This is a genomic window from Sphingomonas sp. UYAg733 (assembly GCF_054057355.1).
In genome coordinates this window covers 133,336-152,641 of record NZ_JBSRZE010000002.1, presented here as the reverse complement: position 1 = coordinate 152,641, position 19,306 = coordinate 133,336, and the positions used below count along the sequence as shown (strand labels likewise).

Genomic DNA, 19,306 nt, shown 5'->3' with positions numbered 1-19,306 from the left:
TGAGCGGTCATCCGTTCCACCTCGCGCGGTCGGCATCGATGGCGAGTTTCACCACCGACCTGCTGGGGAAACATGGGCTTTCCGAAATGGCGAAATGCGGCACCCTGGCCAATGCATCGCGCCAATTCGCCGGTGATGCTCGAACAGGCCGATTTGGTGCTGACCGCCCGGTTCGACGGGCCTCAGGGTGAGTTCGTCGGTGTGATGCGTCCCAGTATTGCCGGGAGCGATAGGCATTCAGGCCGCCAGCCGCGCGCCCTCGATCCCGAGCAGATATTCCTTCGCCGCAAGGCCACCCGCAAATCCCGTCAGTGCGCCGCTCGAGCCCAGGACGCGGTGACAGGGCGCGATGATCGAGATCGGATTCTTGCCATTCGCCGCGCCGACCGCCCGGAATGCCGTCGGTCTGCCGAGCTGCCGTGCGATCTGCGCATAGCTGCGCGTTTCGCCGAACGGGATTTCGAGCAATGCCGCCCAGACGCTCTTCTGGAAGTCGGTTCCGTTGAAATCGAGCGGGATGGTGAAGGTCGTCAATTCGCCGGCGAAATATGCGTCGAGCTGGCATTCTGTTTCGACCAGAAAGGGATTGTCTGCCTGCTCAACTAGCGGACCAAGACGAACCCGCTTCGGATCGTCATTTTCCCACAGGATCGCCGCCAAACCCTTTTCGCTGGCGATGAGCTTCAACTCACCGACCGGCGACGCGATCATCTTGTATGAATAGCTCATCTCTTCATTCTTTCAGCGGTCAGTTGAGCAAGATCGCCGCCGCAATCATGGCGCCGGCCGCGAAGACGCTCAGGCAAATCAGGCGCCCGGTCCGCGACGCGCCGACCGTTAGGCGCGCGATATCGGTGCTTATATCGACCGGGGGTGCGGTGAGCTTCCTGATTGTTGCGCGCAAAAGCCGTGGCAGATCGTCGCCGGTCACCGCAAGATCGAGCAGCAACCCACTCAGCCGATCGCGCAACGCCTCGCTCGAATATCGCGACAGCATTACCTTGCCCCAGGCGCGCGTCGCCGCCACTGCGAGATCGAACGTCGGATCGATCCGCATCAACACGCCATCGATCGTCACCAGCGCCTTGAAAATCAGCACCAGGTCGGGCGGCATGGAGAGCCGCTCTTCGCGCATCAGCGCCATGAAATCGGCAACGACACGGGCGAGCACGAGCCGGCCCTGGCCGTGACGCGCTATCAGCCGATCGGCGGCGGCGGAGATCCGCGCCGGCGGCACGCCGCCGCCTTCGGTCCAGGCGGTCAGGATTTCGGCGAGCCGCGCCGGATCGCCCGAGACCAGCGACTGAACGAAGCCGGTCATCTCCTCGCGCCGCCTGGGGCTGACATGGCCCATCATGCCGAAGTCGAGCAGCGCGATCCGATCGCCGGTCAGGCACAGCAGGTTGCCGGGATGCGGATCGCCGTGGAAGCGGCCATTGACCAGCACCATGTCGAGGATGATTTCCGCGCCGAGTGCGGCGATCCGCCGTGGATCGATTCCGGCCGTCTCCAGTCGTGTCGCATCTGTTGGTGGCGTGCCCGCGACATAATCCATCGTCAGCAGCGTTTCGGATGTCCATTCCCAGTGGATCGCGGGAATGACGACGCGATCATTGCCGGCGAAGTCGCTGGCGAAACGCTCGGCGTTGCGGGCTTCATGACTGAAGTCGAGTTCCTCGAGCACCGCTTCGGTCAGCTGCTGGAGCAAGTCACGGGGCCGCAGCCGGGCGATATCCGCGCTCGCGCCCTCGGCGAGTTTGGCGAGATGCGCGATCAGTCGCAGATCGGCCTCGATCATCGGACGGATGCCGGGGCGCCGGATCTTGAGGATGATCGCGCGGCCGTCGCAAAGCGTCGCGCGGTGCACCTGCGCCATCGACGCGGCGGCAAGCGGCTCCGGGTCGAACGACGCGAAGGCGGTTTCGGGCGGTTCGCCGAGCGCCTGTTCGACGGCGGCACGCAGGTCTTCGAACGGCACCACCGGGGCCGCGCTGTGCAACTGTTCGAACGCGGCGATCCAGTCCGGCGGCAGGAGGTCGGCACGGGTCGCGAGGATCTGGCCGAATTTTACGAAGGTCGGACCCAGCGCTTCGAGCGCCATGCGGCAACGCTCCGGCATTGACTGGGGCAGCAGCTGGGCTTGCCCGGCTTCGCCGTCCGGCTGTGGCGCCGAACGCTCCAGCCCAAGTCGCGCGAGCAACGCGCCAAGGCCGAAACGGGTTGCGACCGAACCGATATCGACAAGCCGCTGCCGGTCTCGCGCGACGACGATGATGCTTTCGAACATGTATGTTGAATAGGGGGCGATAACGCGCGGGTCCACCGCGTGTCGGCTAGCGAGCAACACATGGCTATTGATTGGCTGGTCGAACGCTATCGCCGTATTTTTGCGTGGATTGCGACAGAACCTTGAAACGGGCGATGCAAGGCATCGGCGGTTTCATACAGACTGGCTCCCTGAGTAGGATTCGAACCTACGACCACTCGATTAACAGTCGAGAGCTCTACCGCTGAGCTATCAGGGAATATGTCGTGGCGGGCTCTATAACCGGCTGAAATGAGGATGCAAGGCCTTCAAGCCGCGAATTGCTCCATCGTGATGCGATCGTCGAGCGCATGCTCGGGATCGAACAACAAAGTCAGTTCGCGGGATCGGTCGATGACGACGTCGACACGGGCGACGTCGCGCACTTCGCGCTGGTCGCCGACCGCGCTCACCGGGCGTTTGGCGGGCTCGAGCACCTTGATGCTGATACGCGCCTTGTCGGGCAGGATTGCGCCGCGCCAGCGCCGCGGCCGGAACGGGCTGATCGGCGTCAGCGCGAGTAGGTTGGAGCCGAGTGGCAGGATCGGGCCCTGCGCCGAAAAATTATAGGCGGTCGATCCGGCCGGCGTGGCCACCAATATGCCGTCACACGCCAGTTCGGGCATGACGACACGGTCGTTGAGCGTGATCTCCAGCTTCGCCGTCTGGCGCGTTTCGCGCAACAGCGAGACTTCGTTGATCGCGGGCAGGGAATAGGTATCGCCGCCGACCGTGACGGCGGTCATCGACAATGGCGTGACTTTGAACGGCTTGGTTCGGGCGAGCCGTTCGTCGAGACCGTGCCGTTGCCATTCGTTCATCAGGAAACCGACCGTGCCCAGGTTCATGCCGAACACAGGCACGATCGGCTTGCGCCGTTCGAGCATAGCGTGGAGCGTCTGCAGCATGAAACCATCGCCGCCGAGTGCGACGATCAGATCCGCATCTTCGGGATGGACCCAGTCATGCGCATCGGCCAGCTCCTTGGCAGCCTTTTGGGCTTGGGACGTGGGCGAAGCGACCAGCGCGCGCCGTTGTAAATCGCTCATCCGCCGGTGACGCTCATGTGGCGCGCGACCGCCGGGCTGGCGGCGGCGATATCAAAATCATGCCGCGCGGGTTTGGTCAGCAAGGCGGCATCGAGCGCCGCGTCGAGACCATCCACGCCTTGCGCACGCAGGGTCGCCTTCAAATCGACCTGGTCGTCATGGCCGAGGCACGTGTAAAGCACGCCCTCGGTGGTCAGGCGGACGCGGTTGCAGGTGTCGCAGAAATTGGCGGTGAGCGGGGAGATGAGCCCAAGCCGCGTATCGGTATCGGCAATCCGCCAATAGCGCGCGGGACCGCCGCTGTTATGGGCATCGCGGATCAGCGGGAATTGCGCCTGCAGATCATCCATCACGGCGGTCAGCGGCAGGAAACGGTCGGTACGGTCCTCATCCACCGCGCCGAGCGGCATCGTCTCGATCAGCGTCAGGTCGAGGCCCTCGTCGCGACACCAGCTGAGCATCGGCGCGATCTCCTGCTCGTTCCAGCCCTTCAGCGCGACCATGTTGATCTTGACCGCAAGGCCGGCATCGCGCGCGGCAAAGATGCCGTCGATCACGCGACCGACATCGCCATGGCGCGTGATGTGGCGGAACAGGTCGGGGTCGCGGCTGTCCAGGCTGACATTGATGCGGCGCATGCCTGCATCGACCAGCGCCCCGGCATGTTCAGCGAGACGATTGCCGTTGGTGGTCATGGTCAGTTCGTTCAGGCCGGCCCCGACATGCCGCCCGAGACGCTTGACCAGGTCGCCGACATCGCGGCGCACCAGCGGCTCGCCGCCGGTCAGGCGGATCTTCGTGATGCCACGCGCGACGAAGCGTTCGGCGATGATCGCAATCTCGTCGAGGCTCAGCAGCGCCGCCTTGGGCAGGAAGGTCATCTGCTCGGCCATGCAATAACGACAGCGCAGGTCGCATCGATCGGTAACCGAGATGCGCAGATAACTGATCGTGCGCCCGTGGCGGTCCATCAGGGCTGGCGCGCATGTCATGAGTGAGAGCTAGGCTTTCATCGGGTCGGTAACAAGGGTGTTAGACTTTTCACCCGATCGAACACGGTGCCCGCCTAGCGCTGGGCAAGCCTTGTTCTTCGATCGTAAACGTCGGAAAGAGCAGGGTGGTGCTTCGACGGGGCTCGGGATGGACGGGGAGATGCGAGTTCTGTGACCGAAGTGACGCTGGCCCCGCTCTATATTCTGTCGTTCAGGCAGCGCGACGAACTCGCCGCGATCGCGGCGGATGCCGGCTGGCAAGTCGTCGCCGCTCGCCGCACAGCTGGGGCTGAGCGGCGTTTCCTTGGCAGTGGCGCGCCGGTCGCGGTGATCGATGCGCGCGGCTCGCTCGCCGAGGGGCTCGAAGCGGCTACGGCACTTGGCGGCGCGATCGGATCGAACGGCGGGGCGATGCTCGCTCTTGTGTCGCGCGGCGATGTCGATGCGATCGGGCGATTCTACGATGCCGGCGCGACGCATTTCCTCGCCAGCCCGTTCAGCGAGGCTGAGTTTGTGCAGGCGCTGCGCTTCGCCGCGCGCCATGCCGAGCGCATGGCGGGGGAATGGCAGGCCAGCGGACCCGCCGATCCGCTTGGCTGGCGGCTCGATCTGCGCAGTCGCGCGGTCCTGCTGACCCCCGGTTTTGCGCGGTTGCTCGACATCGACGAGGAACCATCGCCGCGCACCTTGCTGCGGACGCTCGACACCCAGGAGCGCCGTGCCGCGATTGCCGCACTGCGCCGCCTGACGGGCGCGCGCCACACCACCGCTTTCGCGCACGACCTGATCAATGTCGGCCGCGTGGTTCAGCATCTGCAACTCGATGAAAAGGCCGGGCGGATCGATGCGTTGGTCGAGCCGCTCGGCAATGCGCCGGACTCGGTCGCGGCGATGCGCGATGCGCTGGCGCTATCGCGCGATGCCGGTGGCGCGCGGCGCTGGATCGAGCGCCGGCTGGCCCGATCGGACGATGGCGCCGTGGACGTACCGTTGACCGTCATCCTGGTCGCGCTCAACCGCTTCGAGGTCGTCAACACCGCTTATGGTCGGTCGGCGGGCGATGGCCTGTTGCGCGGCGCGCATCGCCGGATCGAGGAAGTGGCGCGCGAAACGCTCGAGCGCGGCGCGCTTGTCGCGCGAATGGGCGGCTCGGAATATCTTATCGCGACGGCCGCGCCGCGCGAACGGATCGATCTGGCGGTCGAACATATCGCCGGCGCGCTCGCACGGCCGTTCGTAATCGGCGAATCGATCGTCGTACTGGGCTGCCGGATCGGCATGGCCGAACGCAGCGTAGCGGATAGTGCCGCCAAGCTGCTGCGCCGGGCGAGCGAGGCGCTGGCCGACGCCAAGGCTTCGGACAGCGCGACGGTGCGTGTTGCCGAGGCTGGCGAGAGCGACGCGCCAATCGACCGGCTCGCGTCACAACTGCGCCAGGCGATCGACCAGGGCGATATCGACATCTTGTTCCAACCACAGGTGTCGGTATCGACCGGCGAAATCGTCGGGGTCGAGGCATTGGCGCGCTGGGATCATGCGGTGCTCGGCACGATCGGGGCCGATGCATTGTTCGCGGCCGCCACCCGGGCCGACCTGGAGATCGGGCTGTCGGACCATATCCAGCGTATCGTCATGGCGCGCGCGGCGGCATGGCCCGCCGCGCTGGCTGGCTTACGCCTCTCGCTCAACCTGACTGCCGGCGATATCGCCCGACCGGGGTTCGCCGATCTGTTCCTCGACCGGATCGACGCCAGCGGCTTTCCGCGCAAGCGCCTCACGCTCGAGATCACTGAGAGCGGGCTGATCGAAGATCTGGGCGTGGCTTCGACCCTGCTCGCGACGTTGCGCAGCGCCGGATGCCGCATCGCGATCGACGATTTCGGTACGGGCTATTCGAGCCTGGCCTATCTCAAATCGCTGCCGCTCGATTACCTCAAGATCGACAAAAAGCTCGCCCAGGACATTGCCGGCACCGCGCGCGACCGGGTGGTGGTGCGCGGAGTGATCGACATGGCCCGCTCACTAGGCCTGTCGGTGATCGCCGAAGGGGTGGAGACGACCGAGCAGCTCGACCTTCTGGCGAAGGAAGGGTGCCAATATTATCAGGGTTTCCTGTGCTCTGAGCCGGTCGATGTCGAGACACTGCTGAGTTTGATGACGAGCGGGGCCTAGAATAGCCCCTCGATCTCGCCATTTTTGCCGAAGCGGATAGACTCCGCCGCCGGTACGCGGGGTAGACCGGGCATGGTCATGATCTCGCCGCAGATCGCCACGACGAATCCCGCACCGGCCGCAAGCCGCACCTCGCGCACCGATACGACATGGCCGGTCGGCGCGCCCAGCTTCGCCGGGTCGGTCGAGAAACTGTACTGCGTCTTCGCCATGCAGACGGGTAGGGCGCCGAACCCAGCATCCTCCCACCGCTTCAACTGAGCATGCACGCCTGGATCGGCGATCGCTTCCTCCGCACGATAGATGCGTGTCGCGACGGTGTTGATCTTGTCGAACAACGACAGGCCATTGTCGTAGAGCGGTGCGAATTGCGGCGTGCCATGATCGCACAGTTCGGCGACCCGCCCGGCCAGCGCTTCGGCACCCGCGCCGCCATCGGCCCAGTGCGTGCACAATATCGCTTCCGACCCCTGTGCCGAGGCGATTTCGCGGATCGCATCCAGTTCGGCCTCGCTGTCGGTGGAGAAATTGTTGATCGCGACGATTGCCGGCACGCCGAACTGGCGCACATTCTCGATATGCCGCGCGAGGTTGACGCCGCCACGCCGTACCGCCTCCGGATCGGCCGTGCCGAGATCGGCCTTGGCCACGCCGCCATTCATTTTCAGCGCGCGCACCGTCGCGACGATCACCGCGGCGGACGGCTTCAGCCCGGTCTGCCGGCATTTGATGTCGAAGAATTTCTCCGCGCCCAGATCGGCACCGAAACCGGCCTCTGTCACCACATAATCGCCCAGCGAAAGCGCCGCGCGCGTTGCGATCACCGAATTGCAGCCATGCGCGATATTGGCGAACGGCCCACCATGCACGAACGCCGGATTGCCCTCGAGCGTCTGCACCAGATTGGGCTTCACCGCCTGTGCCAGCAGCACCGCCATGGCGCCATCCGCTTTTAAATCGCGCGCGGTGATAGGTCGCCGTCCATTTTTGTCGGAACCGCGCGTATAGGCGACGACGATCCGCCCGAGCCGTGCTTCGAGATCTTCCAGGTCGCTTGCCAGGCACAGAATCGCCATGACCTCGGACGCGACGGTGATGTCGAACCCGCTTTCGCGTGGGAATCCATTGGCCGGTCCGCCGAGTGACTGCGCAATATCGCGGAGCGCGCGGTCATTCATGTCGAGGACGCGCCGCCACATGATCCTGCGCACATCGATATCGAGCGCATTGCCCCAATGCACATGGTTGTCGATCATCGCCGCGAGCAAATTATGCGCTGAGGTGATCGCATGGAAATCACCGGTGAAATGGAGGTTGATGTCCTCCATCGGCACGACCTGGGCGTATCCGCCACCGGCAGCGCCGCCCTTGGTGCCGAAACAGGGACCGAGTGAGGGCTCGCGAAGGCAGAGCACCGCGCGCTTGCCGATCCTGTTGAGCGCGTCGGCGAGGCCAACAGAGGTGGTCGACTTGCCCTCGCCGGCGGGTGTCGGATTGATCGCGGTGACCAGGATCAGCTTGCCCTGTTTTCCCGTCGTCGGGACGCGCGACAGGTCGATCTTCGCTTTGAAATGTCCATAAGGCTCGACGGCTCCGGGGGGAATCGACAGCTTGGCGGCAATCTCCCCGATCGGCTTCAATGTAGCGGCGCGGGAAATCTCTATGTCAGTCAGCATGACGTCAGTCCTACTCATGGGCTGGCGCAACACAATCCTTCGGTTTAAGGTTCTCGCAATGTTCCAACGAGGCGCACGATGACCGGCCTGACTGTTCCACTGTTGATGATCGCCGTCCTTTTGATCGGGCTCGGGCTGGGCTGGTTCGTTGGCGGTCGGGGAAGTGCGGAGGCCCGCGCCGAACGCGATACGCGGACCGATGAATATAAGCGCGTGATCGTCGATCTCGCTTCGGCGGAGGAGCGGGCGAGGGCGGCTGACCAACTGCGTGAGGAACTCTCGCTGATCCGCGACGAACGCGATTATGTGCGGACGGAGAATGCAACGCTTAAGGCACATGCCAGCGCGTTCGAGGCGCGGCTTGAGGAGTTCAAGAATTCGCGCGAGGCAATGACCGGGCATTTCAATGAAGTAGCCAACAAACTTCTGACCGAGGCGCAGAAGAATTTCCTTGAACGCGCCGATGCTCGTTTCAAGCAATCCGAAGAAACCGCCGGGCAGAATTTGAAATCCATGCTCCAGCCGGTGAGCGATCGCCTGCTCAAATATGAGGAAGCCGTTTCCAAGGTCGAAACCGAGCGCAAAGGCGCCTTCAGCGAGTTGAAGGGCCAGATCGAACAGATGCGCATCGGCCAGGAAAAGGTCAGCTCCGAGGCCGCCAAGCTGGTCAATTCCTTACGCAACGCGCCGAAATCGCGTGGCCGCTGGGGCGAGCAGCAATTGAAAAACGTGCTCGAAAGCTGTGGCCTGGCCGAACACACCGATTTCCAGACCGAAGTCAGCGTGGCCGGCGGCGATGAGGGCGGGCGGCTGCGCCCCGACGCGATCGTCACCGTACCGGGCGGCCGCAGCCTGGTGATTGACGCCAAGGTGTCACTCAATGCCTATCAGGACGCGTTCGGCGCGGTCGATGAGGAGGAGCGAACCCGCGGGCTGGTGCTTCATGCCGCGTCGATGAAAGCGCATATCAACGGCCTCGGCAACAAAGCCTATTGGAGCCAGTTCGCCGACGCACCGGACTACGTCATCATGTTCGTCCCCGGCGAGCATTTCCTGTCGGCGGCGCTCGAACAGGAACCGACATTATGGGACTTCGCGTTCGAAAAGCGCGTCCTGCTCGCCACCCCGACCAACCTGATCGCGATCGCGCGGACGGTCGCGGCGGTATGGCGTCAGGAACGGCTCGCCAAGGAAGCGCGCCAGATCGGCGAGCTCGGCAAAGAGCTTTACGACCGGTTGGCCAAGGCGGCGGGCGATCTGCGCAAGGTCGGCGGCGGGCTGACCTCGGCGGTCAATAATTACAACGCCTTCGTGTCGAGTTTCGAAAGTCGTACACTGGTCACCGCGCGCAAGCTGAAGGACCTCAATATCGAACCCGGCGCGCGCGAGATCGAGGACGTGCCGCCGGTCGAGGCACTGGCGCGCTATGGCGGCGAGCCAGTGCTGATCGAAGGTGGCCTGGACGAAGCGGCGGAGTAGAGTCTGATCGGGTCGAAGGTTTACACCCTCGATCGATCCGGTATCCGTTGGTCCATGGCCACCCTACTCGTCCCGGGCGATCCCGCACCCTGGTTCCACGCCGCCGCGCTCGACGGCAACCCGCGCTACGCCTTCGATTCGGTCGCCGGCCGTCCGATCGTGCTGCTGTTCCACGGCAGCGCTGCGTGGGCCGCCAGCCAGGAGGCGCTACAAGTGATGGAGCGTCATCGGCATTTGTTCGACGATGCCAATGCCTGCTTCTTCGGGGTGTCGATCGATCCGGCCGACGTGCAGGAAAAGCGCATCGAACAATCGCTGCCCGGCATCCGCTGGTTCGTCGATCACGATCGCGCTGTGTCCGAAAGATATGGTGCGATCGATGGCGAGGGGGAAGGCCTGCGTTATCGCCCGCACTGGCTGCTGCTCGATGCGATGCTCCGCGTCGTCCAGCGCGCCGAGATTGCCGGCGGCGAGACGATCATGGCCGGGCTGGCGGCGTTGACCAGCCAGAGCCAGGACGCGAACGCGCCGGTGCTGATCGCCCCGCGCATCCTCGAACCCGCGTTGTGCCGCCGGTTGATCGACCTGTACGAAACGGTTGGCGGCGAGGAATCGGGCTTCATGCGCGAGGAGAGCGGCATGACCGTACTAAAGGTCGATCATGACCATAAGCGGCGATCGGACTGCATCATCGAGGACGAAGAGCTGATCGCGACGCTCAGGGCGCGGCTCAACCGGTTTCTGCGACCGATGATCAGCCGCGCTTTTCAGTTCGACGCGACCCGGGTCGAACGCTGGATCGTCGCCTGTTATGATGGCGACAATGGCGGCGGCCATTTCCGCGCGCACCGCGACAACACGACCAGGGGCACCGCGCACCGCAAATTCGCCTGCACGATCAACCTCAATGCCGATGACTATGACGGCGGCGATCTGCGCTTTCCCGAATTCGGCACGCGAACCTACCGCGCGCCGACCGGCGGTGCCGCGGTCTTTTCCTGTTCGTTGTTGCACGAGGCGACACCGGTCACGCGCGGCAAGCGCTATGCGTTCCTGCCGTTCCTGTACGATGACGCCGGTGCGGCGTTACGCGAACAGAATTTACGCTTCCTTGCGCCCGATCTCGGTAGCTACAGCGCCGGTACCGTGCCCGCGCCGTGACCGGTTCGGCATATCGACAGCGCATGAACCACGCGTGGATCGAACTCGCCCTCGATCCGGGTTTCTTGCCGCGACTGTTTATCGCCGTGATGTGGCCGTACGCGAGCGTTGGTTGCTCTAGTCGCGATTCAACACCAAGCGTGCCTGACCGCGTCCGCTCAGCACGAGCTTGCCGTTCTGGTTCGCACTCACGCTGAGGCGCTGTCCGAGCACGCCGAGGATCGCCTGTTCCTGAGCCATGCCTCGCGGAGGGCAGGCCATACGAGTCGATGCCAACGGCCCTGCGGTCAGGAACCCGCGCTCGAAGCGGAACCCACCGCTAAAGCCATTGCAGCCGGTATTGCCGCTGATTCGATTTTCATCGAACGTGATTGATGCGGATTTTGCGCCTCGGGTCAGCTGTCCGCTGACGCTCTCGATGCGCCAGGCGCCGGTGATCGGGGCGTCGATGCCATAATCGGGTCACCGCCGCAGCCGCTGACCGTCTTGCGTCCGACCTTCACGGTCACCTTGTCAGGAAAGACGCGGTCGCTCATTCCGTCGCCGCACCGCACGCGCGTGACATCGACCGTGATGCGCCGGGTGACATAGCGCAGCCCGTTGAAACTGGGTCGCGCGACAGGTGCCCTGGTCGTGACTTTGGTCCGTCCATAGTCGCCGACATAGCGGATCAGGCCGCGATCGATCGTCAGCGTCCATCCGGGCTCCGTGCCGACCGCCCTGTAGGGCAAGGGACGCTGAGTCGCCGCCAGGACGGGGGCGGTCAGCAACAGGGCAGGGGCAGCGAGCGCGAGGGCGAACTTCATGTCGGGTCTCCTTGAAAGCCCGCGATAGGGTCGCGCGGCTGAACCGATCGTTACGTAACCATTCAGCGAGCGGAAGGGTTCAACCGCGATGCTGCGAGAGCACTTCATAGGCCATCACCGCCGTCGCCACAGCGGCGTTCAGGCTGTCCGCCTTGCCGAGCATCGGGATCTTGACCAGCATATCGCATTCGGTCGCATAGTCGGCCGGCATGCCCTGTGCCTCGTTGCCGGTGAGCAGGAATGTCGGAGTGGCGTATTTCGCTGCGCGATAATCGGTGTCGGTGTCGAGGCTCAGACCGACGAGCTGGCCGGGGCCGCTGCGTAACCAGGGCAGAAAATCGCTCCATTCGGCCTGCACGACCGGCACGGTAAACAGTGCGCCCATGCTCGCGCGCACCGCTTCGACCGAGAATGGATCGACCGATTCGCCGATCAGGATCAGCGCGCCCGCGCCGACCGCATCGCCGGTGCGCAGGATCGTGCCGAGATTGCCCGGGTCGCGCAGCCGTTCCGCGACCAGCCAGATATCGGCGCTGGTCCGGTCGAGTACCGACAGGACGGAGGGGAATTCGGTGAATACGCCAACCACCGCTTGCGGATTGTCCTTGCCCGATAGCTTGGACAGGATATCGGTCGAGGTTTGAATCGCCTGGCCGCCGCTATCCTCGACATCGAACACCAGCGTCCGTACCAGCGGATGCGCCGCGCCTTCTTTCGAGAAGAACAGATATTCCGGGATCCGACCATTCTCGCGTGCTTCGGTCAGGATGCGCAGCCCTTCGGCCAGGAACAGCCCTTCCTCGCGGCGATGGCGCTTCTGGCGCAGGCTCTGGATGCGCTTGACCAGCGGATTGGAAAAGGCGGTAATCTCACGCGGCATTTATTTTTCCTCCCGCGGGCGGGAGCTGAGAGAGATCGGGATCATTCCTCGCCGAACTTGGCTTCCACCAGATCACACAGCGCGCCGACCGCGGCCTCCGCACCATCGCCATCGGCGCTGATCGTGATCGAATCGCCCATTGCCGCGCCGAGCATCATCAGCCCCATGATCGAGGTCCCGGTAACGCTGCCCGCGCCATCCTTTTCAACCGACAGCTCGACCGGCTGAGCCGATGCGAGGGTGACGAATTTCGCGCTGGCACGCGCGTGGAGCCCACGCTTGTTGGTGATCAGAACGGTCCGCTGCACCGGCATCAGGCAGCGGCCTCGCCAAGCACTTCGGAAGCGACGGTGATGTATTTGCGGCCCGCCTCGCGCGCCGCGGCGACGGCATCGACCACTTTCATCTTGGTCCGCGCCGAGGCCAGCCGAATCAGCATCGGCAGGTTGATCCCGGCAATCACCTCGACCCGGCCCTTTTCCATCAGCGAGATGGCGAGATTCGACGGCGTGCCGCCGAACAGGTCGGTCAACAGGATGACGCCATTGCCGGCATCGACCGTCGTGATCGCCTCCGCGATGTCGCCACGCCGCGCCTCCATGTCGTCATCGGGGCCGATCGCGATCGTCGCGATGCGCTCCTGCTTGCCGACAACGTGCTCCATTGCGGTCACGAACTCATCGGCGAGGCGCCCATGCGTCACCAGAACCAGGCCGATCATTGCAAAACAGTTCCACTCCCAGGCGGGTTCGTCGGGGCGCCCTCCAGCGAGTCCTGGGGCGCCGCGGCAAGATCGCGGTGAGTGACCGTGGGGGAAAATCCCGCGTCGCGCAACCGTGCGGCTACCCGTTCCGTGACATGCACTGAGCGGTGTCTCCCCCCGGTACAGCCAAATGCGATCGTAACATAAGACTTTCCCTCCGCCCGGTAACGCGGGAGCAGAAGCAGGAGGAGCGATTCGATCTGGTCCAGCGCCGCGTCATAAGCGGGGTCGCCCGCGATATAGGCACTGACATCCGCATCGAGTCCGGTGCCCGGCCGGAGTGTTTCGACCCAGTGCGGATTGCGCAAAAAACGCATGTCGAACACCAGATCGGCATTGCGCGGCACGCCACGCGCGTATCCGAACGACATGATCGACAGCGTCGGTTCACCGAGTCCCTCGCCGGAAAACGTCTCGCGCACCTTCTGCGCCAGCTCGTTGGCGGTCATGTTGGTCGTGTCGATCAGCCGGTTGGCCCAGCGCCTGAGCGGTGCGAGCAGTTCGCGTTCGCGTGCGATCCCGTCGCTCGCCGGCCGGTCCAGCGCGAGTGGATGCCGCCGCCGCGTCTCGGAATAGCGCCGTTCCAGTTCGGCGCCAGCGCAATCGAGGAACAATGTGCCGATGTCGTGGCCATGTTCCTTGTGTAGTTTCTTGATTCGCTTGACCACGCGATCCGGGTCGAAGTCGCGGGTGCGCGCGCCGATGCCGAGCGCCAATGGCTGCGCGGCCGTCTCCGCGCCCTCGGGCAGCGGGGCGGACAGCAGCCGGTCGAGCAGCAGCAATGGCAAATTATCGACAACCTCCCAGCCGAGGTCCTCAAGCGTTCGCAGCACGGTGGATTTGCCCGCGCCCGACATCCCCGTGACCAGCAGGATATTCTTCGGATCGTGCGTCATGCCGGTTTCGTCAGGCGCTTCAATGCCAGCTCGACCTTGATCGGGGCGGACGCTTCATGGGCGTCGAGGATCACTTCGGGAACGACGATTCCGGCGATCCTGCGCTCCATCTTGTCGAGCGGCATGCGGTCGAACCCGCTGGCCAGGCGCACCAGCAGCGCGACCGGGATGCGTCCGACATGCGGCATCGCGACGACGCCGAGGCCGCGTACTTCGATCCGGCCGGCGATCGTCATGGGGGCGGAGGCGAGCAATGCATCGCCGCTGCGCACCAGGATGGTGTAATCGTCGCTGACCAGCACGCCACCGCGATCGATCAGGCGCAACGCAAGGTCGGACTTGCCGGATCCCGAGGGACCTTCGAGCAATACGGCACGCCCGTCGATCGCGACGGTCGAGACGTGCAGCGTCTCGGTCGAGACGGTAGGAATCTGCGGGTCGCGGCTCATCTGCGATCCCTCAGCGGTAATGTCACCACGAAACGTGCCCCGCTCAATCGGTCTTCGCGCGATTCGACCGAGATTGTCCCCTGATGCCCTTCGACGATGGCCCGCGCAATGGCGAGGCCTAGTCCCGAATGCTTACCGAATTCCTCGCTTTCCGGGCGGAGCGACTGGAAACGGCTGAATACCTGCTCGCGCGCCTCTTCCGGGACACCGGGTCCTTCATCCTCGACCTTGATCACCAGATCGTCCTGATCGCGCGCCGCAGCGATGGTGATCAACCCGCCATCGGGCGAGAAGGACACCGCATTGTCGATCAGATTTTCAAACACACGTTCGAGCCGCGCACCTTCGCCCATCACGATCAGCGGTTCGCCGCGGCGCTGGTCGAAGCGTAACCGGACACCGCGGTTGGTGCCGCGGTCGGCGCGCTGTTCGAGCAAGGCCGCGATCATTGCGCCGATATCGACCTGTTCGAACTTGGCGCGGCTGAGCTGCGCATCGAGCCGCGAGGCTTCGGATATATCGGTGATCAGCCGGTCCATGCGGTGGACATCGTCGCGCACGATCGCGAGCAGCCGTTCCTGCAGTTCGGGATCGCGGACCAGCGACAGTCCCTCGACCGCCGAGCGCAGCGACGCGAGCGGGTTTTTCATTTCATGCGTCACATCGGCGGCAAAGGCCTCGGTCGCGTCGATCCGCGCCCGGAGCGCTAGGCTCATGTCCGACAGGGCGCGCGCCAGCATGCCGACTTCGTCGCGGCGGGTCGGCAGGCGCGGCACGACAACTTCGCGCGCGCGACCCAGCCGGACCCGCACCGCGGCCCGGGCCAGCCTGCGCAACGGCCGCACGATCGTGCGCGCGAGGAACAGCGACAACAGGACCGAGACGATCGCGACGATCAGCAGCACGACGCTGAGCCGGAAGCGCTCGACGCGGACCGTCTGAGTGATGTCGGTCGCGTTGGTCGTCGTCATGACCACGCGCCGTTCGCCCGGAGGGCCGGGGATGGCGGCGGCGGCGGTGATGACCGGCGTTCGATCGGGCGCGCGCCACACCGTCGCCGGCGCGGTTTCGGTGTTACTGGCGGTGCGGACATCCGGCCAGTCGAGCCCGGCCGCCCGTTCGCGAAAGAGCGGCGCGCGCGGCGCGCCGACCACCGTGTCAATCATCGCATCCAGGAAACGCGCGGCACCCTGACCCCAGTCCTGCTTGTCCGGATCCTGCAGCACGACGTTGCGCAAGCCCAGCGCGCGGGTGTCGCTGATCAGCGTTCCCGCCTCGTCATAGATGCGCAGCCGCGCGCCGGTGTCGCGCGCCAGTCGCAATGCCAGCGCATCGCGCCGTTCCGGCTGCACCGATCGAAGCGCTTCGGCGATCAGGCGTGCCTCCCGGCTTGCCTGCGCGACGCGGCTGTCGACGATCCGGCTGCGATAGGAATCGAGATAGAAGAACCCGCCCGCGAGCAGCGCCAGTGCGAAGATGTTGACGAACAGGATCCGTGGCGTGAGCGAAACACGGCCGGACCAGCGAAGCGACAACTCGCCGTCGTCATGCCTTGGCTTCATTCCTCTGAAAAGCGGTATCCGGCGCCATACAGCGTTTCGATGGCATCGAATTCGGGGTCGATCTGCCGGAACTTGCGGCGCACGCGTTTGATATGGCTGTCGATGGTGCGATCATCGACATAGATGTCGTCCTGATACGCCGCATCCATCAACTGGTTGCGGGTCTTCACGATGCCCGGCCGCTGTGCCAGCGTTTCGAGGATCAGGAATTCGGTCACGGTCAGCGTCACATTCGCCCCGGCCCAGGTCACGCGGTGCCGCGCGGTGTCCATCGTCAGCCGTCCACGCACCAGCTCACCCGCAGGCACCTCGCCGTCTTCGGCGGGGCCGGCCTGAGCCAGTTCGGTGCGACGCAGGATCGCGCGGATCCGGGCGATCAGCAGGCGCTGGGAAAAGGGCTTGGCGATATAATCGTCAGCACCCATCGCCAGGCCGAGCGCTTCATCGAGCTCGTCATCCTTCGAGGTGAGGAAGATCACCGGTGTCGCCTGTTTCTCACGCAAGCGCCGCAGCAATTCCAGGCCATCCATGCGCGGCATCTTGATGTCGAAGATCGCCAGGTCGGGCGGATTTTCGATCAGCGCCTTCAACGCGGTCTCGCCATCGGAATAGACTCGCGTGACGAACCCCTCGGCCTGAAGCGCGATCGATACGGAAGTCAGGATGTTGCGGTCGTCATCGACGAGCGCGATCGTCGCCGTCATTCGGCAGCCTCATGATTTGTTACGGCATCGGTAGTGCAAAGGCGGGGCACGCTCAACCGGATTGGTGGACCGGCGCGATATCCGCGACCGCGTGCCGAACCGATAGCAGCGGATATGCCGGCGGGTTTGTCGGTATCCGGGACGGGAAGTGGGAGATGGGGTCGATCCTGTGAAAGAGCGGGGAGATCATGGGCGAAGTGCCGTTGAGGCATGGTCTAGGAGTTGAGCGGGCGGGGTTGAATCGGCCGCGTAGTTCGTTCGGCCGCCACATCGCATTTGCCATGCATGTCGCCTTTCATGTCCTCGCCGCTTTGGACCGATCGGCCCGGCAAGGGTGGAGGGAGATATGAAACACCCTATTGTGTCACATCTCCATGCCCCGCAGGCGAGTGGTTCCATCGATGTGCCCAGATACCGGGACGCTCGCAGGCTCTTGATACTCGACAGAAAATTACAAAAAAACAAGCAGTTAGATGTTTCTCCGGCGCAAGAATCCTGGCAATCGCGAAACAGGTATCGCGTCCCGCTATTTCCCGTTCACGAGACTTTCGCGACGGTAAGGAGTGTTCGCCGTGTTGATTGCATTGTATGCATTGTATGCATTGTATGCATTGCATACAATGCATACAATATGCGTGCCGTGCTGGCAGGACGGCGCGGCATCGAGATCGGGACCCGACAACAAGGGGTGCAGACAGGGATCACCGTCTTTATCGCGCCCATAACAACTTGCGCTTCCTGAAACCGGCCATTCGTGAACTCACGGCGCGGGCCGCCACGTGAACGCCACCTGGACTTAGTGGCCGGTCGGCATTTCATTCTGATCGATCGAAAGCTGCTGTGCGCAACGCCCTTGAGGGTGCCACATTTGAGTTAGGGTCGTAGGTGGCTGGTCGGCGTCATGCAGGATCAACGCGAAGCCCTGCCGGGGGGCTTTGCCGATCGCCATGAGGAGCATAGGCGGGCCAGCCTTGATCACCAGGCTGTTGCCGGCGCCTCGACCGATCTGAACGCCATCGGGTGTTTCGAGGCAGGTATCGCCACTGACAGCGTAGAATGCTTCCGGCCCGGAATGAACGTGAAGTGGCGCAGTAGTACCGGGTTTGAATATCGACCTGAGATATTCAGCAGCATAAATTCGGGCCGGTTCAACAGGAAGCGGCCCGATCTGCGAGACATGCTCACCTCCCTTGGGCCGCCAACCGGCATGTTGGATGGTGAAGAGCCAGATCGATCCGAACGCCTCCACGACCGTGCCCGTCGGGCTGACCGCACGTTCAGCTGCCGCCCTGGTTGTAAACTTGTCCATATGCCAGAAGAGCGAACCGGATGGCAAAGATGGCAATTCCTTGCGGGATAGCAGGCATGCGGGCCCTGCTTCTTCGACCGCGCTACATGTGCGCGCTGTTGCTTGCCCCCAGACAGGAGAAGCCAGAGCGGCTGCCGCAAGGATCGTCGCCACGGAAATCATTCTTCGCATCGCGCCATCCTACGCCACCAGTTGGGCTTGTCGGTATGTTCGCTTTGTCGGCCCGCATCAATTGGCGTGAACGTCCGTGGGTGGTCGTGAGCAGTCGAACATTAGGCCGCACCGTCCGTCGGGAAATCCGCTGTGACAAAACCGGCCGCGCGCGCGCGCGCGAGCGACCGAACTCAAACATGGATGGGCGTCCGGGGCGTGGGCGGGATTGTCGGCTTCTGGATCCTTATGCGCGGAATTCAGCAGATGAATGATCGGCAGACGTGGCGCTCACGTCCGGGCCGGCGTAAACGGCCCACGTCGCCCATATTGGCCGCGAACGTAGAAGAGGAATCATCATGACCCTGCCGGACGTCCTCACGCCGACCTACATACAGATGCTGAGCGCGTTGTCCGCCTGGCTCGGCAAGGCCGAGGCGCAGAAACCCGGCGACGAAGCTCAGTCGCTTCTCGTTGCGCGCCTTGCCCCTGACATGTTCCCGCTTTCTACCCAGGTCCGCTTCGCGTGCGTTCAGGCACACGAAGGCGTGGCCCGGCTTCGCGGGCAGGACTTGCCGGACTCGGTAGCGGTCCTCCTGGATGAGGGCCGGAACGCGGCCGAGCGCCCTGGTACGATTGCGGATGCGCGAGCGAGGATCGCCGAGACTGTGGCGGCAGTAGAGGCGGCCGCCGCAGTTGCGCCAGTGATGGACCCGGCGACGCTGATCGTCCATGCGCTACCTCAAGGCATGGTGTTCGATCTCACTGCCGAACAATATGCTCGCGATTGGGCGATACCGCAGTTCTACTTCCACTTGATGATCGCCTACGCGATACTACGCGCTCAAGGTGTCGACTTGGGCAAAACCGATTATGTCGCGCACATGTTTGCGTACCTGCGCCCTGGCACCGCGCCGACGCAGTAGGGAGGTTTGCGGACCTGTACCAGCGTG

Annotated in this window: 19 protein-coding genes and 1 tRNA gene; 4 read left to right on the top strand and 16 right to left on the bottom strand. The window is 64.0% G+C overall.

Translation table 11 applies throughout. From position 1 onward, the window contains the following. Positions 1-237 precede the first annotated feature (237 nt). From ACVWZA_RS05760 to moaA, 5 genes are all read right to left on the bottom strand, one after another. Positions 238-729, bottom strand: coding sequence for a methylated-DNA--[protein]-cysteine S-methyltransferase (locus tag ACVWZA_RS05760; protein WP_457310215.1), 492 nt, complete (start codon positions 727-729; stop codon positions 238-240). A 19-nt stretch (positions 730-748) separates the two neighbouring features. Next, positions 749-2,287: an ABC1 kinase family protein gene (locus ACVWZA_RS05755; RefSeq protein ID WP_457310214.1), complete on the bottom strand. Its 1,539-nt coding sequence runs from the start codon at positions 2,285-2,287 to the stop codon at positions 749-751. A 163-nt stretch (positions 2,288-2,450) separates the two neighbouring features. Further along, positions 2,451-2,525: transfer RNA gene (locus tag ACVWZA_RS05750), tRNA-Asn, on the bottom strand. Positions 2,526-2,574: 49 nt separating this feature from the next. Continuing rightward, complete coding sequence (locus tag ACVWZA_RS05745) at positions 2,575-3,354, bottom strand: NAD kinase (protein WP_457310213.1); 780 nt, start codon at positions 3,352-3,354, stop codon at positions 2,575-2,577. Beyond that, entirely contained in the window at positions 3,351-4,325 is a 975-nt protein-coding gene (gene moaA / locus ACVWZA_RS05740) for a GTP 3',8-cyclase MoaA (protein ID WP_457310212.1), read from the bottom strand. The genes ACVWZA_RS05745 and moaA overlap by 4 nt, the downstream gene beginning before the upstream one ends. 192 nt (positions 4,326-4,517) lie before the next feature. Here moaA and ACVWZA_RS05735 point away from each other — a divergent pair, with 192 nt between their 5' ends. Further along, on the top strand, positions 4,518-6,518 hold the full coding sequence (locus ACVWZA_RS05735; protein WP_457310211.1) for a putative bifunctional diguanylate cyclase/phosphodiesterase: 2,001 nt from the start codon (positions 4,518-4,520) through the stop codon (positions 6,516-6,518). Here ACVWZA_RS05735 and ACVWZA_RS05730 read toward each other — a convergent pair. Further along, positions 6,515-8,194 (bottom strand): formate--tetrahydrofolate ligase, encoded by a 1,680-nt coding sequence (locus tag ACVWZA_RS05730; protein WP_457310210.1) that lies wholly within the window; start codon positions 8,192-8,194, stop codon positions 6,515-6,517. The two genes, ACVWZA_RS05735 and ACVWZA_RS05730, sit on opposite strands and share 4 nt — an antisense overlap. Before the next feature lie 78 nt (positions 8,195-8,272). On the opposite strand from ACVWZA_RS05730, the gene ACVWZA_RS05725 reads away from it, so the two are divergent. Continuing rightward, positions 8,273-9,673: a DNA recombination protein RmuC gene (locus ACVWZA_RS05725; RefSeq protein WP_457310209.1), complete on the top strand. Its 1,401-nt coding sequence runs from the start codon at positions 8,273-8,275 to the stop codon at positions 9,671-9,673. A gap of 54 nt (positions 9,674-9,727) precedes the next feature. Next, positions 9,728-10,834 (top strand): 2OG-Fe(II) oxygenase, encoded by a 1,107-nt coding sequence (locus ACVWZA_RS05720; protein ID WP_457310208.1) that lies wholly within the window; start codon positions 9,728-9,730, stop codon positions 10,832-10,834. A 117-nt stretch (positions 10,835-10,951) separates the two neighbouring features. On the opposite strand, the gene ACVWZA_RS05715 is transcribed toward ACVWZA_RS05720, so the two are convergent. From ACVWZA_RS05715 to ACVWZA_RS05670, 10 genes are all read right to left on the bottom strand, one after another. Next, positions 10,952-11,233: an META domain-containing protein gene (locus tag ACVWZA_RS05715; protein WP_457310527.1), complete on the bottom strand. Its 282-nt coding sequence runs from the start codon at positions 11,231-11,233 to the stop codon at positions 10,952-10,954. Further along, the gene (locus ACVWZA_RS05710) at positions 11,230-11,640 is read right to left on the bottom strand and encodes a hypothetical protein (protein ID WP_457310207.1); all 411 of its coding nucleotides are present in this window, start codon (positions 11,638-11,640) and stop codon (positions 11,230-11,232) included. Before ACVWZA_RS05710 ends, ACVWZA_RS05715 begins: the two co-directional genes overlap by 4 nt. A 79-nt stretch (positions 11,641-11,719) precedes the next feature. Beyond that, a complete protein-coding gene (locus ACVWZA_RS05705; RefSeq protein ID WP_457310206.1) occupies positions 11,720-12,520 on the bottom strand; it encodes a TrmH family RNA methyltransferase in 801 nt (266 codons plus the stop codon). A gap of 41 nt (positions 12,521-12,561) precedes the next feature. Continuing rightward, positions 12,562-12,834: an HPr family phosphocarrier protein gene (locus tag ACVWZA_RS05700; RefSeq protein ID WP_457310205.1), complete on the bottom strand. Its 273-nt coding sequence runs from the start codon at positions 12,832-12,834 to the stop codon at positions 12,562-12,564. Continuing rightward, positions 12,834-13,241 (bottom strand): PTS sugar transporter subunit IIA, encoded by a 408-nt coding sequence (locus ACVWZA_RS05695; protein WP_457310204.1) that lies wholly within the window; start codon positions 13,239-13,241, stop codon positions 12,834-12,836. Before ACVWZA_RS05695 ends, ACVWZA_RS05700 begins: the two co-directional genes overlap by 1 nt. Beyond that, positions 13,238-14,179, bottom strand: coding sequence for an RNase adapter RapZ (gene rapZ / locus ACVWZA_RS05690; protein WP_457310203.1), 942 nt, complete (start codon positions 14,177-14,179; stop codon positions 13,238-13,240). Before rapZ ends, ACVWZA_RS05695 begins: the two co-directional genes overlap by 4 nt. Continuing rightward, a complete protein-coding gene (locus tag ACVWZA_RS05685; protein ID WP_457310202.1) occupies positions 14,176-14,628 on the bottom strand; it encodes an HPr kinase/phosphorylase in 453 nt (150 codons plus the stop codon). Before ACVWZA_RS05685 ends, rapZ begins: the two co-directional genes overlap by 4 nt. Then, entirely contained in the window at positions 14,625-16,190 is a 1,566-nt protein-coding gene (locus ACVWZA_RS05680; RefSeq protein ID WP_457310201.1) for a stimulus-sensing domain-containing protein, read from the bottom strand. Before ACVWZA_RS05680 ends, ACVWZA_RS05685 begins: the two co-directional genes overlap by 4 nt. Further along, positions 16,187-16,894, bottom strand: a complete 708-nt coding sequence (locus ACVWZA_RS05675; protein WP_457310200.1) for a response regulator transcription factor — start codon at positions 16,892-16,894, stop codon at positions 16,187-16,189. The genes ACVWZA_RS05680 and ACVWZA_RS05675 overlap by 4 nt, the downstream gene beginning before the upstream one ends. 796 nt (positions 16,895-17,690) lie before the next feature. Beyond that, positions 17,691-18,356, bottom strand: a complete 666-nt coding sequence (locus ACVWZA_RS05670; RefSeq protein ID WP_457310199.1) for a hypothetical protein — start codon at positions 18,354-18,356, stop codon at positions 17,691-17,693. 356 nt (positions 18,357-18,712) lie between these two features. Between ACVWZA_RS05670 and ACVWZA_RS05665 the strand changes: the two genes are divergently transcribed. After that, the gene (locus ACVWZA_RS05665) at positions 18,713-19,279 is read left to right on the top strand and encodes a DUF1993 domain-containing protein (protein WP_457310198.1); all 567 of its coding nucleotides are present in this window, start codon (positions 18,713-18,715) and stop codon (positions 19,277-19,279) included. Positions 19,280-19,306: the final 27 nt, after the last annotated feature.